Source organism: Streptomyces sp. NPDC005266, from assembly GCF_040607655.1.
GTDB lineage: Bacteria > Actinomycetota > Actinomycetes > Streptomycetales > Streptomycetaceae > Streptomyces.
Genome location: NZ_JBEXHC010000007.1, coordinates 115,869 through 141,449, shown reverse-complemented (window position 1 = coordinate 141,449; position 25,581 = coordinate 115,869). Strand labels below are relative to the sequence as shown.

Genomic DNA, 25,581 nt, shown 5'->3' with positions numbered 1-25,581 from the left:
GTACGCGAGGCGGCGCCCGCCGCGGCGGCCCCCACGGGGTCCGAAACGCATGCGTCGCGGCCGTCACCCCGTCGCCGTATGGAGGCATCATCGGGATAGGTGGACACGGTCGCGATCTGTGACCGTAATCACCGCTCCAGTGTGATCTGCGATTTAGGGACGCACGGCCAGCGGAGATAACCTGCGAGACGGACATGCCGCGTACCCGGCGCACGTGTGCCGCCCTCGTTACAGATCGCGTCCTCACGCTGCCACCGCGGCACGCCCGCGCAGACAACGACCGCGATATCCATGGAAAAGGGACGGACGCGCGTGGACCTGTTCGAGTACCAGGCGAGGGACCTCTTCGCCAAGCACGGTGTACCGGTGCTGGCCGGTGAAGTCATCGACACGCCTGAGGCGGCGCGCGAGGTGGCCGAGCGACTGGGCGGCCGCGCGGTCGTCAAGGCGCAGGTCAAGGTCGGTGGCCGCGGTAAGGCGGGCGGCGTCAAGCTGGCCTCCGACCCGGCCGACGCCGTGGAGAAGGCCACCCAGATCCTGGGCATGGACATCAAGGGCCACACGGTCCACAAGGTGATGCTGGCCCAGACCGCGGACATCAAGGAGGAGTACTACGTCTCCTTCCTGCTGGACCGCACCAACCGCACCTTCCTCGCCATGGCGTCCGTCGAGGGCGGCGTGGAGATCGAGGTCGTCGCGGAGCAGAACCCCGAGGCGCTCGCCAAGATCCCGGTGGACGCCATCGAGGGCGTGACCGCCGAGAAGGCCGCCGAGATCGTCGCCGCCGCGAAGTTCCCGGCCGAGATCGCGGACCAGGTCGCGGAGGTCCTGCAGCAGCTGTGGACCGTCTTCATCAAGGAAGACGCCCTGCTCGTCGAGGTGAACCCGCTGGTCAAGACCGGCGACGGCAAGATCATCGCGCTGGACGGCAAGGTCTCCCTGGACGAGAACGCCGCCTTCCGCCAGCCGGAGCACGAGGCGCTCGAGGACAAGGCCGCGGCCAACCCCCTCGAGGCGGCCGCCAAGGCCAAGGGCCTCAACTACGTCAAGCTCGACGGCGAGGTCGGCATCATCGGCAACGGCGCGGGTCTGGTCATGTCGACCCTCGACGTCGTCGCGTACGCCGGTGAGAACCACGGCGGCGTGAAGCCCGCCAACTTCCTCGACATCGGCGGCGGCGCCTCCGCCGAGGTGATGGCCAACGGTCTCGAGATCATCCTCGGCGACCCGGACGTCAAGTCCGTCTTCGTCAACGTCTTCGGTGGCATCACCGCCTGCGACGCCGTCGCCAACGGCGTCGTCCAGGCCCTGGAGCTGCTGAAGTCCAAGGGCGAGGACGTCACCAAGCCGCTGGTCGTGCGCCTCGACGGCAACAACGCGGAGCTGGGTCGCAAGATCCTGACCGACGCCAACCACCCGCTGGTTCAGCAGGTGGACACCATGGACGGCGCGGCCGAGCGTGCCGCCGAGCTGGCTGCGAAGTAAGGGACGAGGACACCAGAAACCATGGCTATCTTCCTCACCAAGGAAAGCAAGGTCATCGTCCAGGGGATGACCGGGTCCGAGGGTCAGAAGCACACCCGTCGGATGCTCGCCTCGGGCACCAACATCGTCGGCGGCGTGAACCCGCGCAAGGCCGGCACCAGCGTTGACTTCGACGGCTCGGAGATCCCGGTCTTCGGCTCCGTCAAGGAGGCCATCGAGGCCACCGGCGCCGATGTCACCGTCATCTTCGTCCCGGAGAAGTTCACCAAGGACGCGGTCATCGAGGCGATCGACGCCGAGATCCCGCTCGCCGTCGTGATCACCGAGGGCATCGCGGTCCACGACACCGCCAACTTCTGGGCCTACGCGGGCCAGAAGGGCAACAAGACCCGCATCATCGGCCCGAACTGCCCGGGTCTGATCACGCCGGGTCAGTCGAACGCGGGCATCATCCCGGCCGACATCACCAAGCCGGGCCGGATCGGTCTGGTGTCGAAGTCCGGCACGCTGACCTACCAGATGATGTACGAGCTGCGGGACATCGGCTTCTCGTCCTGCGTCGGCATCGGCGGTGACCCGATCATCGGCACCACCCACATCGACGCCCTGGCCGCCTTCGAGGCCGACCCCGACACCGACCTGATCGTGATGATCGGCGAGATCGGCGGCGACGCCGAGGAGCGGGCCGCGGACTTCATCAAGGCCAATGTCACCAAGCCGGTCGTCGGCTATGTGGCGGGCTTCACCGCGCCCGAGGGCAAGACGATGGGCCACGCGGGTGCCATCGTGTCCGGCTCCTCCGGCACCGCGCAGGCGAAGAAGGAGGCCCTGGAGGCCGCGGGCGTGAAGGTCGGCAAGACCCCGTCCGAGACCGCCCGTCTCGCGCGTGCCGCGCTGGCCGGCTGACGCCGCCACTGCCGTAAGCACGGGCCCGTACCACCGGCGAGGTGGTGCGGGCCCGTGCTTGTGCGGTAAAAGACGCATAAGCGCATTACCGGCGACACGCGGCCAATCACTTGATGTACGGATGAAACGGCTGTTATTGGCAGCATTGGTCACGTGACGCAAACGACCGATCGCAGCCCGTCGGTGTCCTCGCGTGGCCGCTCCGCGCTCCAGCGCCCCTCCGCCGCGAGGGAGGCGTTCCTCGGCGGTGTGGTCGCCGCGGGGCTCGGTCTCGGCACGCTCGCCGTCGCCGTGCTGCTGTTGTGGATCACCTCCTCGTCGCCCGAGAGCAGCCCCGACGGCGCCCTGCATGTCGCCGCCGACCTGTGGCTGCTCGGCCACGGCGCCGATCTCGTACGGACCGAGACGCTCTCCGGGCACTCGTCGCCCGTGGGGCTCACCCCGCTGCTGATCAGCGTGGTGCCGTGCTGGCTTCTCTACCGGGCCGCGCAGCACGCCGTCTACCAGGAGGAGCCCGCCGAGGACGAGGGGCAGTGGGTGCCCGAGGAGTCCGTCGTCGATCCGCGCGTCGCCTTCGGATGGGTGACCGGCGGCTATCTGCTGGTCGGCATGGCGGCGGTGCTGTACGCCTCGTCCGGGCCGCTGCACGTCGCCCCGCTCAGTGCCCTGCTGCAGCTGCCACTCGTCGCCGGTGCCGTCGCCGCCGTCGGGATCTGGATGGCCGACGGGCGGTTCCCGGTGCGGCTGCCCGGACGGGCGACGCGCGGGCTGCGCCGGATCCCCGGCGCCGGATGGACCGCACGCGCGGTGTCGTCCCTGGGCGGACAGAGCTGGTGCCGGCGCCGCCGGCTGACCGCCGCGCTCCGTGCCGGGGCGAGCGGGCTCGTGGTGCTGCTGGGCAGCGGCGCGCTGCTCACGGCGAGCTCGATGCTGAGCCACGCGGGCACCGTCCAGGTGGCGTTCCTCCAGCTCAGCAACGTGTGGTCGGGGCGGTTCGCGGTACTGATGGTGAGCCTGGCACTGCTGCCGAACGCCATCATCTGGGGCGCCGCGTACGGGGTCGGCGCCGGTTTCACGGTCGGCGGCGGCAGTGTGGTCGCACCGCTCGGCGTCACCTCCTACCCCCAGCTGCCGCACCTCCCGCTGGTCGCGGCGCTGCCCTCGGAAGGGGAAGGCGAACCGCTGAGCTGGCTGACCGGGATCGCGGCGGGGGCGTCGGTGGCCTGGTTCATCGGTATCGCGGCGGTGCGGCGGCCGCGCAACGGCGACGCCCGGCCCCCCTGGGGCTGGGGCGAGACCCTGGTGCTCGCCGCGCTGGCGGCGGTCGGCTGTGCGACTGCGATGGCGTTGCTGGCCGCGGTGTCGGGCGGACCGCTGGGCGTGGGCATCCTCGCGGACCTCGGCCCGAGCTGGTGGCGCACGGGCATGCTCACGCTGGTGTGGACGGGAATGATCGGGGTGCCCGGCGCGATGGTGCTGCGCTGGTACCGGCTGTACATCCCGACGCGGGCGACCTGGGGCGAATGGAAGGCGGCCCGTGCCACGAGCCGGGAGCGGCGCGCACAGGCCCGTACGGCGGCACGTGCGGTACGGACGGCCAGGACGGCGGCCGAGGCCGAAGTCCGGGCGGCCCGGGCGGCGGCCAAGGCGGAGATCCGGGCGGCCCGGGCGGCGGTGTCCCCCATGGAGGCCGCCGAGGTGCGGGAGGCCATGGCCGCGCCGTGGTGGCAGTGGCTGCGCCCCACGGCGGGCCGTAAGCGGAAGCGGATGCCGAAGCCGGGCCCCGAGGCGGGCACCGGGACGGGCCGGGAGAGCGGCGTGGGCGCGATGGCCGAGCTCGCGACCGCCGCGGGCACCCCGAGCGCGAGGAATGCGACGCGGTCCCGGCGCCGGCCGGTATGGAGGAAGTTGGCGGCGGCGGGCAGGCCCGGGGCGGCCGAGCGGGCCGGGCAGGCGGAACCGGCCGAGTGGGCCGAGCGCTCCGACGTGCCGGGGGCGTCCGGCGGTGACCGCACGCCGCCGACCGGGTAAGGCCGCGTATGGCTGCGTCAGGCCGCGTATGGCTGCGTCAGGCCGCGTATGGCCACCTGGAGAGCGCGAAGAGGCGCCGTACGGGCGGCGGTTTCCAGGGGTCGTCGCAACACGTGGTCGTGTTGATCAGTCAGGCCGCGAGCAGTTTGTGCAGGCGTTCGGCTGGGGTTTCCCAGCCGAGCGTTTTGCGTGGGCGGTCGTTCAGCTCGGCGGCGACGGCGTCGAGGTGCTCGCGGGTGTGGACCGCGAGATCGGTGCCCTTCGGGAAGTACTGCCGGAGCAGACCGTTGGTGTTCTCGTTCGAACCGCGCTGCCAGGGGCTGGCCGGTCCGGCGGTCGATCCCGACGATCCGGCACGCTTCCCGGTTGCTCAGACCCTGCTGCATGAGCCGGGAGTATGCCTCCCGCTCCCTGGTGAGCTTCTTCCTGCCCTGAGGCTTCGTCCGGTCCTTACGGATCTCGAAGTCCATCGCATCCCCTGAACTGGGGTGTTGCGACGACTCCTAGAACCCAAGGCCCGTACGGCGCCTCTTGAGCGGGCGGAAGAGCCCGGAGCCCCCGGGCCCGCCGTCAGTCCTGCGTGCTGAGCGGCGGGGTCGGTCCTGCGTGCTGAGCGGCGGGGTCAGTCCTGCGTGCCGAGCGGCGGGGTCAGTCCTGCGTGCTGGGCAGCGGGTCAGTCCTGCGTGCTGAGCAGCGGGCGGAGCTGCTTGGGGAGCAGGGTCTCGCAGTCGTGGCGGGAGGTCTGGGTGAGGGCGTCGTCCACACAGGTGTAGTAGTCGCTGTAGACGACCTGGAAGCTGAACGTCGCCGCCACGATGGCCAGCGCGAGCCCGCCCGTCACCAGCCCGCTGATCGCCGCCGTCGCCTGCGGCTTCGAGCCGTTGCTGCCGGGCGCGGGCAGCTGGGCCGGGGTGGCGCCGGGGGGCGGGGGAGGAGCGTTCAGCGCGGCGGCCGCGGGTGGGGTGGCCCGCCGCGGCTTGGCTTTGGCCCGCAGTGAGCTGACTCCCCAGTACAGGGCCAGCACGCCGAGCAGCAGGGCGATCTGCGGCAGGCTGAAGAGCGCGAAGAAGAAGGCCCACATGCCCGAGAGCAGCGCGTACCGGGCGCGCCGCTGGGCCGGGTCGTTGGGATCCCAGCGCGGTCCGCCGGGGCCGCCCTGGCCGCCGGGGCCGGACGGGCGGCCCGCGCCGGGGCTGGTGCCGAAGCCGCCGCTCTGGCGGCCGGGCTGGCGGCTGCTCCACTGGCTGCCCCAGGCCGGGGGCTGCGGCCGGTCGCCGTTGTCGCCGTCCTGGCCGCCCTCGCCGTTCCCGTTACCGCTGCCGTCGCCGCTGCCGTCCTCCGGCCGCTGCCGGGGCTGCCAGGGCTGGTCCGGCCTGCCTTCCGGCGGCGGGGCGAACGGATTGTCCTCGCCCCCGGAGGAAGCGGGAGAGGGCGACGAGGGGGACGAGGGCGACGAGGGCGACGGCGACTGCCGCTCGCGCAGCAGCGGCGTCCTGTGCGACATGCGGGCGCGCCTCATCGCCGCCCCCCGGTGGTGGCGGGAGTCGGTGTGAGGCGATGAGCCGCGCTGCGGCGTCGGTCCGGCATGTGGAATGTGTCTTCCCCTTGTGTCGTCGTCCTGCACACCCGGCCGTCGTACGGCCGGTGCCGTAGGGGGCTGGCGGCGCGGGCGCGACGGTCGTTCCCACGGCATCAGATGGCTTCGCAGTCCAGACGCTACCTCCCGTGCCCGCCCCCGTCCCCCGGGGGCCGCTTCGTGTGCCGGTATCGTTGCTGACGGTCGGCGGCTTTGTAGAGTTCCCCGGAATTCATGAGTCCGCGACCTTGTACGACCACACAAACGGCAGCACCGCCCGCGAGAAAGATCCCCGTCGTGGCCTCCCCGCCCCCCTCCGCCCGCCCCGGGCGCCCCGCCCGCCTTGTCGTACTCGTCTCAGGCTCCGGTACGAACCTGCAGGCGCTCCTCGACGCCATCGCCGCCGAGGGCGTGGCCGACTACGGCGCCGAGGTGGTCGCCGTCGGCGCCGACCGCGACGGCATCGAGGGGCTCGAACGCGCCCGGCGGGCCGGGATCCCGACCTTCGTCTGCCGTGTGAAGGATCACGCCGGCCGCGCCGAGTGGGACGCCGCGCTGGCCGAGGCGACCGCCGCCCATGAGCCGGATCTGGTGGTCTCGGCGGGGTTCATGAAGATCCTGGGCAAGGGGTTCCTCGACCGCTTCGGCGGCCGCGTCGTCAACACCCACCCCGCGCTGCTGCCCAGCTTTCCCGGTGCCCATGGCGTACGCGACGCGCTCGCGCACGGCGCGAAGGTGACCGGCTGCACCGTCCACTTCGTCGACGACGGGGTCGACACCGGCCCGATCATCGCCCAGGGCGTGGTCGAGGTCCGGGACGAGGACGACGAGTCCGCTCTGCATGAGCGGATCAAGGAAGTCGAGCGTTCGCTGCTCGTCGAGGTCGTGGGGCGTCTGGCCCGTAACGGCTACCGCATTGAGGGACGAAAGGTAAGGATCCCGTGACGACCGCCGAAGGTACCAAGCGGCCCATTCGCCGCGCGCTGGTCAGCGTCTACGACAAGACGGGGCTGGAGGAGCTGGCCCAAGGGCTGCACGCGGCCGGTGTCCAGCTCGTCTCGACCGGCTCGACGGCCGCCAGGATCGCCGCCGCGGGCGTCCCGGTCACCAAGGTCGAGGAGCTGACCGGCTTCCCGGAGTGTCTCGACGGCCGCGTCAAGACGCTGCACCCGCGCGTCCACGCGGGCATCCTCGCTGACCAGCGACTCGACTCGCACCGCGATCAGCTCGCCGAGCTCGGCGTCGAGCCGTTCGAGCTGGTGATCGTCAACCTCTACCCGTTCCGTGAGACGGTCGCTTCGGGCGCGGCGCCGGACGAGTGCGTCGAGCAGATCGACATCGGTGGCCCGTCCATGGTCCGCGCCGCCGCCAAGAACCACCCGTCCGTGGCCGTGGTCGTCAACCCCGAGCGGTACGGCGACGTCCTCAAGGCCGTCGCCGACGGCGGCTTCGACCTCGAGCGGCGCAAGAGGCTGGCGGCCGAGGCGTTCCAGCACACCGCCGCCTACGACGTGGCGGTGGCCAACTGGTTCGCCGAGGACTACGCCGCGGACGAGGGCCCCTGGCCCGACTTCATCGGCGTCACCTACGCCCGTCAGCAGGTGCTGCGCTACGGCGAGAACCCGCACCAGCCCGCCGCGCTCTACACCGACGGCAGCAATAAGGGGCTCGCGGAGGCCGAGCAGCTGCACGGCAAGGAGATGTCGTTCAACAACTACACCGACACCGAGGCCGCCCGGCGGGCCGCGTACGACCACGCCGAGCCCTGTGTCGCGATCATCAAGCACGCCAACCCGTGCGGGATCGCGGTTGGCGCGGATGTCGCCGAGGCGCACCGTAAGGCGCACGCGTGCGACCCGCTGTCGGCCTTCGGCGGCGTCATCGCCGTCAACCGGCCCGTGTCGGTCGCCATGGCCGAGCAGGTCGCCGAGATCTTCACCGAGGTCATCGTCGCCCCGGCCTACGAGGACGGCGCGGTCGAGGTCCTGGCCCGCAAGAAGAACGTTCGCGTGCTGCGCTGCGCGGAGGCCCCCGCCGCGGGCGCCGAGCTGCGCCCCATCGAGGGCGGCGCGCTGGTGCAGGACAAGGACCGGCTCCAGGCCGAGGGCGACGACCCGGCCAACTGGACCCTCGCCACGGGCGAGGCGCTGGACGCCGACGGCCTCGCCGAGCTGGCCTTCGCCTGGCGCGCCTGCCGCGCGGTGAAGTCCAACGCCATCCTGCTCGCCAAGGACGGCGCGACGGTCGGCGTCGGCATGGGCCAGGTCAACCGCGTCGACTCGGCGAAGCTGGCCGTCGAGCGGGCGGGCGAGGAGCGGGCGCGCGGCTCCTACGCCGCCTCCGACGCCTTCTTCCCCTTCCCGGACGGCTTCGAGGTGCTGGCCGAGGCGGGCGTCAAGGCCGTGGTGCAGCCGGGCGGCTCGGTCCGTGACGAGCTGACGGTCGAGGCCGCGCAGAAGGCGGGCGTGACGATGTACTTCACGGGCACGCGCCACTTCTTCCACTGACCCTTCCCCGCCCATCGGGCAGGCCCAGGCACCGGAGGCCGCACCCCCGACGCGTGGGGTGCGGCCTTCGCCGTCCGGCCCTGACCGGCCCCTGATTGGATCCGACGTCCCCGCATCCGGGAGGATGAAGTCATGACCGCCCAGATTCTCGATGGCAAGGCAACCGCTGCCGCGATCAAGTCCGATCTCGTCAGCCGTGTGGAGGCGCTCAAGGCCAAGGGCATCCATCCCGGCCTCGGCACGGTGCTGGTCGGTGAGGACCCCGGCAGCAAGTGGTACGTCGCGGGCAAGCACCGCGACTGCGCCGAGGTCGGCATCGCCTCCATCCGGCGCGACCTGCCCGAGGCCGCCACCCAGGAGGAGATCGAGGCGGCGGTACGGGAGCTCAACGAGGACCCGGCCTGCACGGGCTACATCGTGCAGCTGCCGCTCCCCAAGGGCATCGACGCCAACCGCGTCCTGGAGCTGATCGACCCGGCCAAGGACGCCGACGGGCTGCACCCGATGAACCTCGGCCGGCTGGTGCTGAACGAGACCGGCCCACTGCCGTGCACCCCTTACGGCATCATCCAGCTGCTGCGCCACCACGGCGTGGAGATCAACGGCGCGCATGTGGCGGTCGTCGGCCGCGGCATCACCGTCGGCCGGTCGATCGGGCTGCTGCTGACCCGCCGCTCGGAGAACGCGACGGTCACGCTGTGTCACACCGGCACCCGCGACCTGCCCGGGATCCTGCGCCAGGCCGACATCATCGTGGCGGCGGCCGGTGTGCGGCACCTGATCAAGGCCGAGGACGTCAAGCCGGGCGCGGCCGTGCTGGACGTGGGCGTCAGCCGGGACGAGCACGGCAAGATCGCCGGCGATGTGCACCCCGATGTGACCGAGGTCGCGGGCTGGATCTCGCCGAACCCCGGCGGCGTCGGCCCGATGACCCGCGCCCAGCTGCTGGTCAATGTGGTGGAGGCCGCGGAGGGGCAGGCGAAGGCGGCCGCCGACAGCGGTGGCGGTCATGACGGCTGAGGCGAGCGGGCCGGTGGCCGGGAAGCAGCCGCCCGCCCCGCCGGCCGCGTCCTCCGAGGCGTCCGCGGTGTCGGCGTCGGCCGCGTCGTCCCCGGAGCCCGCGTCGTCGTCCCCGTCGTCCCCGTCGTCCCCGGCGGCCGACGCGCCCGCACCGTCCGCCCGGAAGTCGCGCCGCTTTCCGCTGATCACCCGGGACACCGCGCGCCCGGAGGGCGGCGGCCGGGCCGCCCCCGGCAGCGCCCCGGCGCCGGCCCGCCAGTGGCCGCTGCTCACGGTGATGGGCGGCGTCGCCCTGGGGCTGCTGATCGTCGCGCTGGACGCGTTCCGCGCGGGCACGGTGCTGATCGGGCTGGCCCTGCTGGCGGGCGCCGTACTGCGGTGGGCGCTGCCGGAGGTGGGCATGCTCGCGGTGCGCTCGCGCTTCACCGACATGCTGACGTACGGGGTGCTGGGCGCGGTGATCGTGCTGCTGTCCCTGATGGTCCAGCCGGATCCCTGGGTGGAGATCCCGTTTCTGGAGGACGTGGTGCATTTCACCGTGCGCTAAGCGGTTACGGCGAAGTCAAGTGCTGATCCTTCTCGGCGTCCAAGCCCTCGGCCAGGCCGAACGGCGAGGGATCAGCGGCGAACTTCACCGCATCCGCTCAGCCGAGCTCGCGCGCCGGCCGATCGAACACGAACGGCGGCCCGTCCTCTCCCCCGTGGGAGGACGGGCCGCCGTTCGTGTTGACCGGGTCCAGGGGCCCGGCGGCGGTCCGCCCTCTCCCCCGAACCAAGGACGGACCGCCTGGTAATCAGGGTTGTGTGTTGGCTGTGCGGGATCAATGGACGTCGGGACCCTGTGGCGCGGAGGTGACCGTTCCGGTACGAGGTTTCGACTGCGCAACGACGAGCCGGGCGCGAGGGCGTGCGCAAGGGGGTGCGAAATGCTCCGATGCGCCCCCACCCGAGGCACTGACATCCTGAGGCAAGGCACCCCACTGGGTAGGGAGTTCGGGTCTCGGCGACGCCAACGCCGTGCGCGATGCAGGAGATTGACCACGTACGTACGGGGGGACAGGGGGAGGCCATGCCTCGCTGGAGGGATCTGCCGGAGGAACTCGACCCACAGGTGCGGGAGTTCGCCGGCCGGCTGCGCACCGTCGTCGAACGCAGCGGGATGAGCGTTGTCACCGTCGCCGACCGCACCGGCTACAGCAAGAGCTCATGGGAGCGCTACCTCAACGGACGGCTGTTGCCGCCCCAGGGCGCGGTGGAGGCGCTGGCCGAGGCGACGGGCGCCGACGTCCACCACCTCACCGCCCTGTGGGAGCTGGCGGAGCGGTCCTGGTGCCGCTCCGAGATGCGGCACGACGTCACGGTGGAAGCCCTCGGGGTGGCTCGGGCACGGGCCGTCATCGAGGAGTTCGACCCGGTGGCACGGGAGGTGCGGGCGAGCAGGAACGGCCGTCCATCGCAGAAGGGCCGGCCGGGCGTGGAACTGCCCGGTCCGGAGCGTCCGCTGGTCGCGCCGCCGTCGATGTCCGCCGCGGTGCCGTCGCCGGATCCGGTTCTCTCCGAGCCGAAGCCGTCCGCACCGTTGCCCTCCTCATCGGCCTTGCCGGCCTCGTCCGCACCGCCCTTGTCGGGGCGCCGGCGCGCCGTGCTGTTCGTCGCGGGCCTCGTCGGCGCCCTCCTGCTCATCGCCGGAGCCGTCCTGCTGATCAACCCGGACGGCGAGCGGAAGCGGGCGGAGCGGCCCGCCACCGCCCCGGCCACCAGCGCGCGCCGGCTGCCGGCCGGAGTGAAGTGCGCGGGAGCGGACTGCACCGGCAAGGACCCCGAGGCCATGGGGTGCGGTGGCGCGTCCGCGACGACGACCGCCGACGTGACCGTCGGCACCGCCTATGTCGAGGTCCGCTACAGCAGGGCCTGCGGCGCGGCCTGGGCCCGTATCACCCGGGCGGCCCCCGGCGACCTGATACGGGTCACCGCCCCGGCCAGGGGCGGCGCCGCGGCGCGCACCCAGGCCGGCAAGGCCGGCGCCGACGGCGACGCCTACACCGGGATGGTCCGGGTCGACTCCACCTCGCGGGCCACGGCATGTGCCACCCTCGCCGACGGCCGGCGCGGCTGCACGGCCCGCGGACCCGGGGGCTGAGACCCGGGGGCTGAGCCCAGGGACGCCCCGGGGAAGGGCCTCCTAGGGCCTCCTAGGGCCTCCTAAGCCGATGCGGTGAAGTTCGCCGCTGATCCCTCGCCGTTCGGCCTGGCCGAGGGCTTGGACGCCGAGAAGGATCAGCACTTGACTTCCCCGTAACCGCTTAGGGCCTCCGCGGGCCGAGGGATCGCGGATTGGAGGGATCGCGGATTGGAGGAATCGCGGATGATGGGGCATGGCCCCGGGGAATCGGGGCAGACGCAGGCCGACCCCCCCACGGGTGCCGCACTGGGCGGCCGCCTGCACTCCCCCTCCTCGGCAGGCGGCCGCCGGAGTGTGCGCGGTGAGCGGTTACACAGTGGCCCGATACACAGTGGCCCGACGAACCGGGCCAGGCGCCGTCGGATAGCCTGACGCCGGTATCTCGACACCAAGAGATCTCGGACAGAAACCCAGCGCAGGAGACCGCCATGACCCGCACTCCCGTCAATGTCACCGTCACCGGCGCGGCCGGCCAGATCGGCTACGCGCTGCTCTTCCGCATCGCCTCCGGCCAGCTCCTCGGCGCGGACGTGCCGGTCAAACTGCGTCTCCTGGAGATCCCACAGGGACTGAAGGCCGCCGAGGGCACCGCGATGGAGCTCGACGACTGCGCCTTCCCGCTGCTGCGCGGCATCGACATCTCCGACGACCCGAACGTGGCATTCGACGGCGCGAACGTGGCGCTGCTCGTCGGGGCCCGCCCGCGGACCAAGGGCATGGAGCGCGGCGATCTGCTGGAGGCCAACGGCGGCATCTTCAAGCCGCAGGGCAAGGCCATCAACGACCATGCCGCGGACGACATCAAGGTCCTGGTCGTCGGCAACCCGGCGAACACCAACGCGCTCATCGCGCAGGCCGCCGCCCCGGACGTACCGGCCGAGCGCTTCACCGCGATGACCCGCCTGGACCACAACCGCGCCCTGTCGCAGCTCTCGAAGAAGACCGGTGTCCCGGTCACCGAGATCAAGAAGCTGACGATCTGGGGCAACCACTCCGCCACCCAGTACCCGGACGTCTTCCACGCCGAGGTCGCGGGCAAGAACGCCGCCGAGGTCGTGAACGACGAGCAGTGGCTCGCCGACACCTTCATCCCGACCGTCGCCAAGCGCGGTGCCGCGATCATCGAGGCCCGTGGCGCGTCCTCGGCCGCCTCCGCCGCCAACGCCGCCATCGACCACGTGCACACCTGGGTGAACGGCACGGAGGAGGGCGACTGGACCTCCGCGGGTGTCGTCTCCGACGGTTCGTACGGGGTGCCGGAGGGTCTGATCTCGTCCTTCCCGGTCACCGCCAAGGACGGCGCCTTCACGATCGTCCAGGGCCTGGACATCAACGAGTTCTCGCGGACCCGCATCGACGCGTCGGTCAAGGAGCTCGAGGAGGAGCGTGAGGCCGTGCGCGGCCTCGGCCTCATCTGAAGCTGACGCACATCGATCGCTCAGCCACCCGAAGGGTCACTCTCCGGTTTTCACTCCGGAGAGTGACCCTTTGGCCATTTGCTGTAATCGAGCCTCGTTCTCCCCTACCGTAGGACGCGTTGACGCCGGCCTCGGGGGGAGAGCATGGCCAAGCACAGCCACGTCGATCGCACGAGTCGCGCCGTACGCCATCCACCGCAGCCGCGGCCGGAGCCGGCGCAGCCCGATCCGGCCGATCCGGCGACTGCGCCCTTCCCGTCCCCTTATGCCAGGAGCGAGGCCACCCGGCTGCTGTGCGCGGGTGTCTATCTCGACGACGACTTCCGGGACGCGGTCGTGGACGAGCTGTATGTCCACGAGGAGCGCGCCGTGGCGCCGTCGCTGGGCATCGACGCGGCCCGGGTGCTCGCGCACGCGCTGCGCGCCCGCCGTCTGGAGGCGGGCTGGACCGCGCTGCTGGTGGCGTTATGGCTGATGGACTTCCTGCTGACGCAGGGGTTCTTCTATGTGTTCCTGCTGTCAGTCGCGCTGCTGATGGCGGCGTCCTGGGCCAGGGGCGGCGCGTCCGGCCCCTTCCGCGCCGACTATCCGGGGTCCGACGGGATCGGGGTCCACCGGCGGCGGGCGGCGGCGGTGCTGCGGCTGTTCGGCTGTCTGACGCTGCTGTCCTATGTGTACTCCGCCCTGGAGCAGGCCCTGGCGGATAATCCGCAGCCCAGCGCGCTGGAGCGCTCTTTGGCTCCGGGCCTGCTGGCCGGGTCGGAGACCAGCGCCGCCTGGTTCGCGCTGGTGATCCCGGCCGCGATGGCCGCCGCGGTCGCCCTGCACCGTGAGCATGTGGCCCGGGTGCTGGCCACCGATCTGGAGCCGGAGACGTTCGCCGACCTTGGCGCGGACCCCGCCGAGCGCTTCGACAGCGCCCGCTTCCGGCGCGTGCGGGCCCTGATCCGGCGCGAGCAGCACTCACCGGTGATCCTCTACCACGACCGTCACCCCTTCCTGGGCGCGGGCACCGCGCATGACACCTGGACCCTCGCCGTCGAGCTGCGGCCGCGCGAGGGGGAGACTCCGGTGCCGCTGGACAACCGGGTGATCCTGGAGCGGATCCGGCCGCTGGTGGAGAGGTTGCGCGCGCCCTCCGACCGTGACACCCCCCGGGCCCCGGCCGAGACCCGTGACCGGCTGCGCGGTCTGGAGCTCGACGAGTGTGTGTTCCTGAAGGTCACCGGGTTGCGCAGCCGGTCCTTCGTGCCGTACGGGGAGGCGGACTTCGCGCGAGAGCGGGCGGAGGCCGTCGAGGAGGGCGGTGAGATCCGCCGCCACTTTCTGCGCATCCGCGTCGGAGCGTGGCGGGAGGAGGTCGTCACCACCGTCTTCGTCCGGGTGCACACCCAGGGCGGGATGCTGATGCTGGAGTTCGCCCCGCATGTGCTGCGCCCCATCCGCCCGGAGTTCCGGGCGGTCGATCGGCTCTCCGACTCCCATCGCCGTGGCGGGCTGCCCGGCAAGGCGGGGTGGGCGCTGGCACGGACGCCCACGGCGGCGGGCCGGGCACTCATCCACGCCTTCCGCTCGGCCGTCTTCCTCTGGCGGATGTACGCGGGCGGCTATGAGGCGGCCATCCCCGACGGGCCGTGGGCATCGGTGCGGCAGCTGGGCAGCGACACCGGCGCCTCGCTCTTCCAGGAGATGGACGTCAGCCGCTATCTGAAGAGCGTTGAGGACCGGGTGGCCAACGGTGTTCGGCGGGCACTGGACGAAGCCGGCTGGGAGACCGGCGAGTTCGAGCAGAAGGTCATCAATGTCAGCGGCGGCGGTGTCTTCATCGAGTCCGCGGAGAACAGCGCCTTCGGCTTCGGCGACCACAACACGATCAGCAACACCGGAAGCAATGGAGCGGGAGGCGGCCATGACGGCGGCTGAGACGGACGACGAGAACGGCGCGGGCGGCGCGGGCGCGGCGCACGGCGGGGGCGGACGGAAGTTCGGGGATATCCGCATCGGCAGTGTGCGCGGTGGCGCGGTCGGCATCGGCGACCACAACCACATCGTGAACGGGCGGCAGCAGGAGATCCCCTGCGACCCGGCGTACGAGGAGCTTCTCGAGGCGGTCGTGCAGCTCGCCGGGGATCTGGAGCGCGTGGTCCAGAGCCCGGAGGTCAGCGTGTTGTCCGATGAGCTGGCCGACGCCCAGGACGAGATCCAGCGCACCGGCCGGGCGGGGGTCGGCCGGCTCGCCCGTCTGCGCGCCCTGCTCCAGGACGCGAGCGCGAGCATCGGCATGCTCGCTTCCGGCGTCGCCGTCGGGCAGGCGGTCGGCGCCTTGCTGGGCGGCTGAGATGAGCGCGCCGAGCACCGGGGGCGGCGGCCCCCGGTGGGACGAGGGCACCCAGCGCTGGGTTGGGGAGGGCGCGGAACCGCCCGCTCCGGGCCGTAGACCGCCCAATCCGCAGGGCGGCATGGTGCTGTTGGCGGTGCTCGCCGTGGCCCTGGTCGGCGGTATCGGCGTCGGCGCTTGGAAGCTCCTGGCGGGCGACGGCGACGGCAAGCCGCAGACGCAGGGCGGTTCGGCCTCGGCGACTTCCTGGTCGTCGTACCCCTCGGCGTCCCCCGCGCCGTCGTCCGGCACCCCGTCGTCCGCGATCCCGTCGTGGCCGTCCTCGGCGCCGCCGTCCGCGGGTGCCGAAGGCAGCGGCGGGCCTCCGCCGGACTATATGCGCACCACGGACCCGGAGGGCTTCACGCTCGACGTTCCGGCGGGCTGGCAGCGGGTCAAGCGCGAGACGGGCGTCTTCTACGAGTCGTCGGACGCGAGCAGCCTGATTCAGATCTTCGCCATGACCGAGCCGGAGGTCACGCCGTACGAGGCACTGCGGAAGGCGGAGACGGGGCTGAAGAAGAACCCCGGCTACAAGCGGTACCGGCTGGAGCGACTCGGCTCGGGTGAGGGTGCGGACGCGGAGCTCGAATACGGCTATCGCAGCGAGAAGTACGGGCAGCGCCGCATCATCGACCGCGCCTTCACCGGACCGGATCAGGTGCAGTACGCGGTGCTGATCGCGGGCCCGGCTGCGCAATGGCCGCTCCAGCGCGAACGGCAGCGGATCGTGCTGGCCGCCTTCTGTCCCGCCGGGCACTGCCCGGCGGCCTGACGGCGGCCACGGCAGCGACACGACGACGAGGGGGCAGGCATGAACAACGGGGGTATGGGGGAGCAGTGGGCGGACGGCGGGAGTCAGGGGCCGCCACCGGGCCCGCCCGCCGGTGAGGCCCGGCGCGCGCTGCAGGCGGTCGCGGTGACGATCTTCCTTACCGCGGGGATCGCGTTCTCCGGATGGGTGGCCTTCGGGGGCGATGGGAAGACCGGCCATCAGGCGGGCCCGCTGCCCTGGGAGAGCCAGAGCCAGAGCCCCGCGCCGTCGCCGAGCGCGGAGGCGTCCCGGCCGAGTGATCTCTTTCCCTCGCCGGGCCCCGAGACCGGTGCGCCGACGGGCCTCCCGAGCGGGCTGCCGTCGGCGTCCCCGTCCGCGACGCCCTTCGGGAGCCCCTCGTCCCCGTCCCTGACGGGCGGCACACCGCCCGCCGGCTACAGCACCCAGGCCGATGCGGCCGGGTACCACCTCGCCGTCCCGGACGGCTGGCGGCGGACGACCGAGGGGCCCAGCGTCTTCTACACCTCGCCCGACGACACCACCATGATCCAGGTCTTCGAGCTGCACGGCCCCGAGGCGACGCCGTACGAGTCGGCCCAGGAGGCCGAGCGGCTCGCCTCTCGCGGCCGGGGATACGAGCAGGTCACTCTGGCACGGCTCGGCACGGCCGCCATGGACCCGGCGGAGCTGGAGTACACCTACCAGAGCAAGAGCTCCGGCCACCGCCGCATCCTGGACCGCCGCTTCGCCACGCAGAGCGGCACGATGTACGCGGTGCTGGTCATCGGACCGGCCGAGGACGGGGCGGGTGAGCGGGAGATTCACCAGGCCGCGCTGGAAACGTTCTGCCCCACTGCGTACTGCACCGCCTCGTGACTCAGCGTGAGGAAAGTGAGTCAGCCCACTTTCTGTGATGATTGCGCATAGGTTTGGCCTTTCTGGTTAGGGGTCCGGGTTGCTGGCTTGGCCAGTGGGAACGCTCGCAAAACCGGAAGGCAGAGAAAACGTGTCGGCAGTCGAGACCATTCATGTGGACGGGGTGTGGCGGGCAGCCGCATCCGGCGCGCAACGGGAGGTCCTCGACCCCGCGGACGCCAAGACTCTCGCCCTGGTCGCCGAGGGTGGCGCCGAGGACACCGACGCGGCCATCGCCGCCGCCCGGCGCGCCTTCGACGAGGGTCCCTGGCCCCGTACGCCGGTGGCCGAGCGGGCGGCGCTGCTGCGCCGGGTCGCCGAGCTGCTGCAGCGCGACCGCGAGACCATCGCGCTCATCGAGAGCCGGGACACCGGCAAGACGCTGGAGGAGGGCCGCGTCGACGTCGATGACGTGACCAACGCCTTCCGCTACTTCGCCGAGCTGGTCGTGGGCGAGTCGGCCGGGCGCGTCGTGGACGCGGGCACCGCCGATGTGCACAGCGTCGTGGTGCATGAGCCGGTCGGCGTCTGCGCGCTGATCACCCCCTGGAACTATCCGCTGCTGCAGGCCAGCTGGAAGGTCGCCCCGGCGCTCGCCGCCGGGAACACTTTTGTGATCAAGCCGAGCGAGGTGACCCCGCTCTCCACGGTCCATCTGGTGAAGCTGCTGGTCGAGGCCGGGCTGCCGACCGGGGTGGCCAATGTGGTGACCGGCGCGGGCGACCCCGTGGGTGCCCGGATGTCCGAGCACCCCGATGTCGATCTGGTGTCCTTCACCGGCGGGCTGGTCAGCGGCACGAAGGTCGCGCAGGCCGCCGCGCCGACCGTGAAGAAGGTCGCGCTGGAGCTCGGCGGCAAGAACCCGAATGTGGTCTTCGCCGACGCCTGCGCCACCGACGAGGGCTTTGACACCGCCGTCGACCAGGCCCTGAACGCGGCGTTCATCCACAGCGGCCAGGTCTGCTCGGCCGGCGCCCGGCTGATCATCGAGGAGTCGGTGCGCGAGCGGTTCGTCGCCGAGCTCGCCCGCCGGGCGGAGAAGATCAAGCTGGGCCGCGGCACCGAGGACGGTGTCGAGTGCGGTCCGCTGGTCTCGGCCCAGCAGCTGGCGAAGACCGCGGCGTATGTGGACTCGGCCCTGGCGGAGGGCGCGGCGCTGCGCTGCGGCGGCAAGCGCCCCGAGCCGTCCGACGTCCGCCCCGCGACCGGCTACTTCTATCTGCCGACCGTCCTGGACCAGTGCCACCGCGAGATGCGCGTGGTGCGTGAGGAAACGTTTGGTCCGATTCTGACGGTCGAGTCCTTCCAAACCGAGGACGAGGCCGTCACACTCGCCAATGACACGGAGTACGGACTGGCCGGCGCCGTCTGGTCCGCCGATACCGCGCGGGCGCGGCGCGTCGCCGCCCGGCTGCGGCACGGCACCGTGTGGATAAACGACTACCACCCCTATCTCCCGCAGGCCGAATGGGGCGGTTTCGGCAAGTCCGGGGTCGGGCGAGAGCTCGGTCCCTCGGGGCTGGCCGAATACCGCGAGTCCAAGCACATCTACGAGAACCTGCGGCCGAGCCCGGTGCGCTGGTTCGGCGGCTGACACCCCGCCGCGCCCCCCCCGGTCCCGGGGCGCGGCCGGGCCCGGTCCACCCGCCGGACCCGGGCCCGGCCGCACCCCGTAACCGCACCCCCGTGACGGCGCCCGGCGGCTCCGCACGTACGCATCACAAACCCAGGGGCGGCAGCCCCTGGCCCGCACCGCCGCGGGCCGCTGGTAACACCGCGAGGAGTATTCGCACTATGTCCGTACCTGTCGCATACGACTACGTCGTCATCGGCGGCGGCACCGCAGGATCGGTGATCGCCTCCCGGCTCACCGAGGACCCGGATGTCCGCGTCGCCGTCATCGAGGGCGGACCCTCCGACATCGACCGGCCCGATGTGCTCACCCTGCGCCGCTGGCTCGGCCTGCTCGGCGGCGATCTGGACTACGACTACCCCACCACCGAGCAGCCACGCGGCAATTCGCATATCCGGCACAGCCGCGCCCGGGTGCTCGGCGGGTGCTCCTCGCACAACACCCTGATCTCCTTCAAGCCGCTGCCGGGCGACTGGGACGAGTGGGCCGAGGCGGGCGCCGAGGGCTGGGACGCCGCCTCCATGGACCCGTACTTCGAGCGGCTGCGCAACAACATCGTCCCGGTGGACGAGAAGGACCGGAACGCGATCGCGCGTGACTTCGTCGAGGCCGCCCAGGCGGCCGCCGGGGTGCCGCGCGTCGAGGGGTTCAACAAGAAGCCGTTCCACGAGGGCGTCGGCTTCTTCGACCTCGCGTACCACCCGGAGAACAACAAGCGCTCCTCGGCGTCCGTCGCCTATCTGCACCCCTTCCTGGACCGTCCCAACCTCCATCTGATGCTGGAGACCTGGGCGTACAAGCTGGAGCTGGACGACACCGGCCGGGCCACCGGCGTCCACGTCCGCACCAAGGACGGCGAAGAGATCTTCGTCCGCGCGGAGACCGAGGTCCTGGTCTGCGCGGGCGCGGTGGACACCCCGCGGCTGCTGATGCACTCCGGTATCGGGCCCAAGGCCGATCTGGAGGCGCTCGGCATCCCGGTCGTCCACGATCTGCCCGGGGTCGGCGAGAACCTGCTCGACCACCCCGAGTCGGTGATCGTGTGGGAGACCGACGGCCCCATCCCGGAGAACTCCGCGATGGACTCCGACGCCGGCCTGTTCGTCCGGCGCGACCCGGAGTCCCGGGGCCCGGACCTGATGTTCCACTTCTACCAAATCCCGTTCACGGACAATCCGGAGCGGCTGGGCTATGAGAAGCCCGAGCACGGCGTGTCGATGACCCCCAACATCCCCAAGCCGCGCAGCCGCGGCCGGCTCTACCTCACCAGCGCCGACCCGGCCGTCAAGCCCGCCCTCGACTTCGGTTACTTCACGGACGAGGAGGACTACGACGGCCGCACGCTGGTCGACGGCATCCGTATCGCACGCGAGATCGCCAAGACCGAGCCGCTGGCCGGCTGGCTCAAGCGCGAGGTGTGCCCGGGCCCCGAGATCACCTTGGACGAGGAGATCAGCGAGTACGCCCGCAAGGTCGCGCACACCGTGTATCACCCGGCGGGCACCTGCCGTATGGGCGCCACGTCGGACGACCTCGCCGTCGTCGGCCCGGATCTGCGGATCCGGGGTCTCGACGGCATCCGTATCGCCGACGCGTCCGTCTTCCCGACGATGCCGGCCGTGAACCCGATGATCGGAGTCCTGATGGTGGGCGAGAAGTGCGCCGAGCTGCTCGACCAGGAGCGCGACCAGGAGAGGCACCGATCCCGCGATCGAGCCCCGCAGCCCGCGCCGGGAGGTGACGCGTGATGGCCACGACCCTGATACCCGAGACCCCTGGGACCGCCGAACGCGGCGACGCCCCCGTGTTCTCCGTGCGCGGCCTGTGGAAGGTCTTCGGACCCAAGGCCGACCGCGTCCCCGGCTCCGCCGAGGCCGAGCTGCCGGCCGAGGAGCTGCGCAGCAAGACCGGCTGCACGGCCGCCGTCCGCGATGTCTCCTTCGACGTCCAGCCGGGCGAGGTCTTCGTGGTCATGGGGCTGTCCGGCTCCGGCAAGTCCACCCTCGTCCGCTGTCTGACCCGGCTGATCGAGCCCACCGCCGGCGATCTGAGCATCGACGGCGAGGACGTCCTCGCCATGGACAAGTCCCGGCTGCGCGATCTGCGCCGGCGCCGGGCCGCCATGGTCTTCCAGCACTTCGGTCTGCTGCCGCACCGCTCCGTCCTCGACAACGTCGCCTACGGCCTGGAGATCCAGGGCATGGGCAAGGCCGAGCGCCGCGCCAAGGCCGCCGAGATGGTCGACAAGGTCGGCCTCGCCGGCCTGGAGCGCCGCCGCCCCGGCCAGCTCTCCGGCGGTCAGCAGCAGCGCGTGGGCCTGGCCCGGGCGCTCGCCGCCGACCCGGAAGTGCTGCTCTTCGACGAGCCCTTCAGCGCGCTCGACCCGCTCATCCGGCGCGATATGCAGGAAGAGGTCATCCGGCTGCACCAGGACGAGGGCCGCACCATGGTCTTCATCACCCACGATCTGAGCGAGGCCCTGCGCCTGGGCGACCGCATCGCCCTGATGCGCGACGGCGGCATCGTGCAGCTCGGCACCCCGGAGGAGATCGTCGGCTCCCCCGCCGACGACTACGTACGGGACTTCGTCCGCGATGTGCCGCGCGAGCAGGTGCTGACCGTGCGCCGCGCCATGCGCCCGGCAGACGCCGGCGAGGCCGACGGCGGCCCCGCGCTGACCCCCGGCACGACGGTCGCCGACGCGATCGAGGCCGTGGCCCGCACCGGCGAACCGGCCCGGGTCGTGGACGACGGCCGCTGCCTCGGCGTCGTCGACCACGAATGCCTGCTCAACGTGGTCGCGGGCCTGGACCGCAGAGAGGCGGGTGTCGCGTGATCACCGCCACCGCCCGCCGCGCGGCACGCGCGGCGCTCGCCGCGGCGTGTCCGCCCTCACCGGACCGCACCGGTGGGCGCGTATGACCGCGACGACAACCTCCCCCACCGCTGAGACCACGGCCGAGCGGACCCCCGCGGACGAGCCGCGCCCCGGCCTGCTGCGGACCGCCGTCCGCCGCCCCGCCGTGCGCAAGCTCGCGCTGCTCGCCCTGGTGGCCGCCGTGCTCGTACCGCTCGCGCACGCCAAGTGGGCCGGCGGCAGCTGGCCGGACGCGCTGACCGTCGATGTGTCCGGGCCGCTCGGCAAGGCCAGCGACTGGATCATCGACAACCGTGACAGTCACTGGATCTTCCTCTACTTCTTCGGTCACATCAGCAACGCCATCATCATCGGTGTCCGCGTCGTCTATGTCGCCCTGCTCGCCCTCGGCTGGGCCGGTGTCACCGCCGGGCTGACCCTGCTCGCCTGGCGGGTTGCCGGGGTGCGGGTCGCGGTGACGACCCTGGTGTCCCTCGCCGTCTGTGGACTGCTGGGCATGTGGGTGCCGACGATGCAGACGCTCGCGCTGATGGCCATCGCCGTCACCGCCTCCGTCGTCATCGGCGGACTGCTGGGCCTGGCCGGCGGCCTCTCGGAACGGGCGTTCCGGGTGCAGAGGCCGGTGCTCGACACCATGCAGGTGCTGCCCGCGTTCGCGTATCTGCTGCCCGTCGTGATGATCTTCGGCAACGGCGTGCCCGGCGCGGTGCTGGCCACCGTGATCTACGCGGCTCCGCCCATGGCCCGGCTCACCGCCCTCGGCCTGCGCGGCGCGGACGCCGGGGTGCTGGAGGCCGTGGCCTCGCTCGGCGCGACCTGGCGGCAGCGGCTGCTGTCCGCCCGGCTGCCGCTGGCCCGCAAGGAGCTGCTGCTGGGCGTCAACCAGACGATCATGATGGCGCTGTCCATGGCCGTGATCGCGTCCGTGATCGGCGGCGGCGGTCTCGGTGACCGCGTCTACCAGGCGCTGTCCAGCGTCGACGTCGGCAAGGCGCTCGCCGCGGGACTCCCGATCGTGCTCCTCGCCGTCGTGATGGACCGCACCATCGGGTCGGCGGGCGAGCGCATCGGCGCGGCCCCGGCCGAGGACGGCCCCCGGCTGCTGCGTGGCCGGCCCGCCTGGGCGGGTGCCGCGGTGCTCACCGCCGTGATCACCGTCGCCGGACGGGTGTCCGGCTCGCAGACCTGGCCGGGCGGCTGGACCGTCGCCATCGAGGAGCCCGTCAACCAGTTCAAGGACTGGATGGTCGCGCACCTGTACACCGGTGTGCCGGTCGTCGGCGGCACCGCCGAATGGGCCGCGGACTACATCAAGTGGATCCTCGACCCGCTGCGCGAGGGGCTGCAGGGCATCCCGTGGTACGGAATCCTGCTGATCGTCGCGGCGCTGGCCTGGCTGATCGGCACCTGGGCCACCGCGCTGACCGCCACCGCCGCCATGGCCGCGATCGGCGTGCTCGGCGTGTGGCAGTCGTCCATGGACACTCTCTCCCAAGTGCTGGCGGCCGTCGTCGTCACGCTGGTCCTCGGTTTCGCGATCGGCATCTGGGCCGCGCGCAGCGTCCGGCTGGAGCGGATGCTGCGACCGGTGCTGGACGTGTGTCAGACCATGCCGCAGTTCGTGTACCTGATCCCTGTGGTCGCGCTGTTCGGCGTCGGCCGCGCCCCGGCGGCGGCCGCGGCCATTGTCTACGCGCTGCCCGCCGTCATCCGCATCACCACCCAGGGGATCAGGAGCGTCGACCCGGCGGCGCTGGAGGCGGCGCGCTCGCTCGGCGCCACGCGGGGGCAGCAGTTGCGCCAGGTCCAGCTTCCGCTGGCCCGCCCGGCGCTGCTGCTCGCCGTCAACCAGGGCGTGGTGCTGGTGCTGGCCGTGGTCGTCATCGGCAGTCTGGTCGGCTCGGGCGCGCTCGGCTACGACGTGCTGTTCGGCCTGGCGCAGGGCGATCTGGCGACCGGTCTGGTGGCGGGCACGGCAATCGTCTGCCTGGGGCTGATGCTCGACCGGGTGACCCAGCCGACCGCACGCCGCGACAGGAAGGGGGCCTGAGATGGCTACGGCCCGTACGCATCGCCGCCGTCAGCTGCTGATGGCCGCCACCGGGGTCACGGCCCTGCTCACCACCGCGACCGCCTGCGGCGCGGCGGACATGACCAAGCAGTCCTCGCCGTACGCCAATGTGGGCGGCGCGAAGAGCGTGACGCTCTCCGTGCAGTCCTGGGTCGGAGCACAGGCCAACGTGGCCGTCGCCCAGTATCTGCTGGAGCATGAGCTGGGCTACCACGTCGACACCGTCCAGGTGGACGAGATTCCGGCGTGGGACGCGCTCAGCCAGGGCCGGGTGGACGCGATTCTGGAGGACTGGGGTCACCCGGAGCAGGAGCAGCGGTACGTCAAGGACAAGAAGCTGATCGTGCCGGGCGGCGACCTCGGTGTCACCGGCCACATCGGCTGGTGGGTGCCGAAGTACTTCGCCGAGAAGCATCCGGACGTCCTCAACTGGAAGAACCTCAACAAGTACGCGAAGACCTTCAAGTCCGCGGAGAGCGGTGGGAAGGGCCAGTTGCTGGACGGCTCCCCGTCCTATGTCACCAATGACAAGGCGCTGGTGAAGAATCTGAAGCTGAACTACCAGATCGTCTTCTCCGGTTCGGAAGCAGCCCAGATCACCCAGATTAAGCAGTTCGCCAAGGCGAAGAAGCCCTTCCTGAGCTACTGGTACGAGCCGCAGTGGCTGTTCAACCAGGTGCCGATGGTCGAGGTGGAGCTGCCCAAGTACACGGACAAGTGTGCTGCCGAGGGCGCCAAGGATCCCGACTCCTTCGACTGCGCCTACCCGACCACCCCGCTGCAGAAGTACCTCAACGCTGACTTCTCGAAGAAGGGCGGCAAGGCGGCGACGTTCCTGAAGAAGTTCCACTGGACGAAGAAGGACCAGAACGAGGTCTCCGAGCTGATCGCCTCGGACGGGCTCTCCCCGCAGGACGCGGCGGAGAAGTGGGTCAAGATGCACCCGGACGTCTGGAAGAAGTGGATGCCGTAAGGGCCATGCACAAGGCCGTGCCGGAGCCTCACGGGGCCGGGCCCCGCTCCGTCCCTCAGGTGGGGGACGGAGCGGGGTCCAGCTGTTTCACGAGGCCCGCCGCCGCGGCCATGGTCTGGCGCTGCAGACGAGGGCCGAAGGTGATCCGGGTGGCGCCCAGTTGGCCCAGCTCACGCGGGGACGGGCCGGCGGGGTCGAAGGCCGCTGCGTTGACCGGCAGGCCGATGGCGGCCGCCAGACGGGGCAGCAGCTCCGGGGACGCGAAGACCGGGTAGACACAGTCCGCGCCCGCCGCCGCATAGCGCCGCCCACGCTCGATCGCGGCCGTGGCCACGGTCTCGTCGTCGTCCGCCCCGCGCCGTGCGAAGACATCGATACGGGCGTTGATGACCAGGGCCTCGCCCGCCTCCGCCCGCACCGCCGCGAGCAGATCCGCCTGGCGCTCCGGCTCCACCAGTTCACCGGTCAGATGATCGGAGTCCTCCAGATTGCAGCCCACCGCACCCGTCTCCAGCAGCCGCTCGACCAGCTCCTGCGGGGCGAGGCCGTAGCCGCTCTCGACATCCGCCGACACCGGCACGTCCACGGCCCGGACGATCCGGGTGATCGCGGCGAACATCTCCTCCGCCGGCGTGGCGCCGTCCTGGTAGCCGAGCGACGCGGCGATCCCGGCGCTGGGCGTCGCCAGCGCCGGGAAGCCGGCATCCGCGAACACCCGGGCCGAAGCCGCGTCCCAGGGGCCGGGCAGCACCAACGGATCGTCGGCGGCCCGGCCGTGGTGCATCGCGCGGAACGCCTGGGCCTGGGGCGTGCTGGTGCGCACCGTCATGATGA

At 71.7% G+C, this 25,581-nt stretch carries 20 protein-coding genes and 1 pseudogene; 18 read left to right on the top strand and 3 right to left on the bottom strand.

Annotation, left to right across the window (positions count from 1 at the left end):
• Positions 1-312: 312 nt before the first annotated feature.
• From sucC to ABZU99_RS16265, 3 genes are all read left to right on the top strand, one after another.
• Positions 313-1,485: an ADP-forming succinate--CoA ligase subunit beta gene (sucC, locus tag ABZU99_RS16275; protein WP_355946410.1), complete on the top strand. Its 1,173-nt coding sequence runs from the start codon at positions 313-315 to the stop codon at positions 1,483-1,485.
• Positions 1,486-1,506: 21 nt separating this feature from the next.
• Positions 1,507-2,391: a succinate--CoA ligase subunit alpha gene (gene sucD, locus ABZU99_RS16270; RefSeq protein ID WP_355946413.1), complete on the top strand. Its 885-nt coding sequence runs from the start codon at positions 1,507-1,509 to the stop codon at positions 2,389-2,391.
• Between the two features lie 153 nt (positions 2,392-2,544).
• On the top strand, positions 2,545-4,422 hold the full coding sequence (locus tag ABZU99_RS16265) for a DUF6350 family protein (protein WP_356050302.1): 1,878 nt from the start codon (positions 2,545-2,547) through the stop codon (positions 4,420-4,422).
• A gap of 130 nt (positions 4,423-4,552) precedes the next feature.
• Here ABZU99_RS16265 and ABZU99_RS16260 read toward each other — a convergent pair.
• Together ABZU99_RS16260 and ABZU99_RS16255 are read right to left on the bottom strand one after the other, a co-directional pair.
• Positions 4,553-4,750, bottom strand: a pseudogene (locus ABZU99_RS16260) (IS30 family transposase); the annotation flags it as partial.
• 345 nt (positions 4,751-5,095) lie between these two features.
• Positions 5,096-5,926 carry a hypothetical protein gene (locus tag ABZU99_RS16255; RefSeq protein ID WP_355946418.1) on the bottom strand — a complete coding sequence of 277 codons (831 nt, stop codon included), beginning with the start codon at positions 5,924-5,926 and terminating at the stop codon, positions 5,096-5,098.
• 369 nt (positions 5,927-6,295) lie between these two features.
• Between ABZU99_RS16255 and purN the strand changes: the two genes are divergently transcribed.
• From purN to ABZU99_RS16180, 15 genes are all read left to right on the top strand, one after another.
• Positions 6,296-6,943, top strand: a complete 648-nt coding sequence (purN, locus tag ABZU99_RS16250; protein WP_355946421.1) for a phosphoribosylglycinamide formyltransferase — start codon at positions 6,296-6,298, stop codon at positions 6,941-6,943.
• The gene (purH, locus tag ABZU99_RS16245) at positions 6,940-8,505 is read left to right on the top strand and encodes a bifunctional phosphoribosylaminoimidazolecarboxamide formyltransferase/IMP cyclohydrolase (protein ID WP_356050303.1); all 1,566 of its coding nucleotides are present in this window, start codon (positions 6,940-6,942) and stop codon (positions 8,503-8,505) included. Before purN ends, purH begins: the two co-directional genes overlap by 4 nt.
• Positions 8,506-8,637: 132 nt before the next feature.
• Positions 8,638-9,525 (top strand): bifunctional methylenetetrahydrofolate dehydrogenase/methenyltetrahydrofolate cyclohydrolase, encoded by an 888-nt coding sequence (locus tag ABZU99_RS16240; protein ID WP_356050304.1) that lies wholly within the window; start codon positions 8,638-8,640, stop codon positions 9,523-9,525.
• The gene (locus tag ABZU99_RS16235; RefSeq protein ID WP_355946430.1) at positions 9,515-10,072 is read left to right on the top strand and encodes a DUF3017 domain-containing protein; all 558 of its coding nucleotides are present in this window, start codon (positions 9,515-9,517) and stop codon (positions 10,070-10,072) included. The genes ABZU99_RS16240 and ABZU99_RS16235 overlap by 11 nt, the downstream gene beginning before the upstream one ends.
• Before the next feature lie 522 nt (positions 10,073-10,594).
• On the top strand, positions 10,595-11,665 hold the full coding sequence (locus tag ABZU99_RS16230; RefSeq protein WP_355946433.1) for a DUF2690 domain-containing protein: 1,071 nt from the start codon (positions 10,595-10,597) through the stop codon (positions 11,663-11,665).
• A 470-nt stretch (positions 11,666-12,135) separates the two neighbouring features.
• Positions 12,136-13,125, top strand: coding sequence for a malate dehydrogenase (locus ABZU99_RS16225; RefSeq protein WP_355946436.1), 990 nt, complete (start codon positions 12,136-12,138; stop codon positions 13,123-13,125).
• A gap of 144 nt (positions 13,126-13,269) precedes the next feature.
• Positions 13,270-15,048: a hypothetical protein gene (locus ABZU99_RS16220; RefSeq protein ID WP_355946439.1), complete on the top strand. Its 1,779-nt coding sequence runs from the start codon at positions 13,270-13,272 to the stop codon at positions 15,046-15,048.
• Positions 15,035-15,463, top strand: coding sequence for a hypothetical protein (locus ABZU99_RS16215; protein ID WP_355946442.1), 429 nt, complete (start codon positions 15,035-15,037; stop codon positions 15,461-15,463). The genes ABZU99_RS16220 and ABZU99_RS16215 overlap by 14 nt, the downstream gene beginning before the upstream one ends.
• Before the next feature lies 1 nt (position 15,464).
• The gene (locus tag ABZU99_RS16210) at positions 15,465-16,277 is read left to right on the top strand and encodes a hypothetical protein (protein WP_356047633.1); all 813 of its coding nucleotides are present in this window, start codon (positions 15,465-15,467) and stop codon (positions 16,275-16,277) included.
• Positions 16,278-16,316: 39 nt separating this feature from the next.
• Positions 16,317-17,153 carry a serine/arginine repetitive matrix protein 2 gene (locus ABZU99_RS16205; protein ID WP_355946448.1) on the top strand — a complete coding sequence of 279 codons (837 nt, stop codon included), beginning with the start codon at positions 16,317-16,319 and terminating at the stop codon, positions 17,151-17,153.
• Positions 17,154-17,283: 130 nt separating this feature from the next.
• Complete coding sequence (locus tag ABZU99_RS16200) at positions 17,284-18,786, top strand: aldehyde dehydrogenase family protein (RefSeq protein ID WP_356047631.1); 1,503 nt, start codon at positions 17,284-17,286, stop codon at positions 18,784-18,786.
• Positions 18,787-18,986: 200 nt separating this feature from the next.
• A complete protein-coding gene (locus ABZU99_RS16195; RefSeq protein WP_356047629.1) occupies positions 18,987-20,573 on the top strand; it encodes a GMC oxidoreductase in 1,587 nt (528 codons plus the stop codon).
• On the top strand, positions 20,573-21,661 hold the full coding sequence (locus tag ABZU99_RS16190; protein ID WP_355946457.1) for a glycine betaine/L-proline ABC transporter ATP-binding protein: 1,089 nt from the start codon (positions 20,573-20,575) through the stop codon (positions 21,659-21,661). The genes ABZU99_RS16195 and ABZU99_RS16190 overlap by 1 nt, the downstream gene beginning before the upstream one ends.
• Positions 21,662-21,743: 82 nt before the next feature.
• Complete coding sequence (locus ABZU99_RS16185) at positions 21,744-23,753, top strand: ABC transporter permease subunit (protein WP_356047626.1); 2,010 nt, start codon at positions 21,744-21,746, stop codon at positions 23,751-23,753.
• A gap of 1 nt (position 23,754) precedes the next feature.
• The gene (locus ABZU99_RS16180) at positions 23,755-24,747 is read left to right on the top strand and encodes an ABC transporter substrate-binding protein (protein WP_355946463.1); all 993 of its coding nucleotides are present in this window, start codon (positions 23,755-23,757) and stop codon (positions 24,745-24,747) included.
• Between the two features lie 55 nt (positions 24,748-24,802).
• On the opposite strand, the gene ABZU99_RS16175 is transcribed toward ABZU99_RS16180, so the two are convergent.
• Positions 24,803-25,576: an isocitrate lyase/phosphoenolpyruvate mutase family protein gene (locus tag ABZU99_RS16175; protein WP_356047624.1), complete on the bottom strand. Its 774-nt coding sequence runs from the start codon at positions 25,574-25,576 to the stop codon at positions 24,803-24,805.
• Positions 25,577-25,581 lie beyond the last annotated feature (5 nt).

Excerpts from the sequence above, each read along its gene's own strand:
- ABZU99_RS16180 (WP_355946463.1), top strand. The coding sequence starts at position 23,755 with ATGGCTACGGCCCGTACGCATCGCCGCCGTCAGCTGCTGATGGCCGCC.
- ABZU99_RS16195 (WP_356047629.1), top strand. The coding sequence starts at position 18,987 with ATGTCCGTACCTGTCGCATACGACTACGTCGTCATCGGCGGCGGCACC.
- ABZU99_RS16215 (WP_355946442.1), top strand. The coding sequence starts at position 15,035 with ATGACGGCGGCTGAGACGGACGACGAGAACGGCGCGGGCGGCGCGGGC.
- ABZU99_RS16210 (WP_356047633.1), top strand. The coding sequence starts at position 15,465 with ATGAGCGCGCCGAGCACCGGGGGCGGCGGCCCCCGGTGGGACGAGGGC.
- sucD (WP_355946413.1), top strand. The coding sequence starts at position 1,507 with ATGGCTATCTTCCTCACCAAGGAAAGCAAGGTCATCGTCCAGGGGATG.
- ABZU99_RS16255 (WP_355946418.1), bottom strand. The coding sequence starts at position 5,926 with ATGTCGCACAGGACGCCGCTGCTGCGCGAGCGGCAGTCGCCGTCGCCC.
- ABZU99_RS16205 (WP_355946448.1), top strand. The coding sequence starts at position 16,317 with ATGAACAACGGGGGTATGGGGGAGCAGTGGGCGGACGGCGGGAGTCAG.
- ABZU99_RS16190 (WP_355946457.1), top strand. The coding sequence starts at position 20,573 with ATGGCCACGACCCTGATACCCGAGACCCCTGGGACCGCCGAACGCGGC.
- ABZU99_RS16220 (WP_355946439.1), top strand. The coding sequence starts at position 13,270 with ATGGCCAAGCACAGCCACGTCGATCGCACGAGTCGCGCCGTACGCCAT.
- ABZU99_RS16185 (WP_356047626.1), top strand. The coding sequence starts at position 21,744 with ATGACCGCGACGACAACCTCCCCCACCGCTGAGACCACGGCCGAGCGG.
- ABZU99_RS16240 (WP_356050304.1), top strand. The coding sequence starts at position 8,638 with ATGACCGCCCAGATTCTCGATGGCAAGGCAACCGCTGCCGCGATCAAG.
- ABZU99_RS16225 (WP_355946436.1), top strand. The coding sequence starts at position 12,136 with ATGACCCGCACTCCCGTCAATGTCACCGTCACCGGCGCGGCCGGCCAG.
- ABZU99_RS16175 (WP_356047624.1), bottom strand. The coding sequence starts at position 25,576 with ATGACGGTGCGCACCAGCACGCCCCAGGCCCAGGCGTTCCGCGCGATG.
- ABZU99_RS16230 (WP_355946433.1), top strand. The coding sequence starts at position 10,595 with ATGCCTCGCTGGAGGGATCTGCCGGAGGAACTCGACCCACAGGTGCGG.
- ABZU99_RS16235 (WP_355946430.1), top strand. The coding sequence starts at position 9,515 with ATGACGGCTGAGGCGAGCGGGCCGGTGGCCGGGAAGCAGCCGCCCGCC.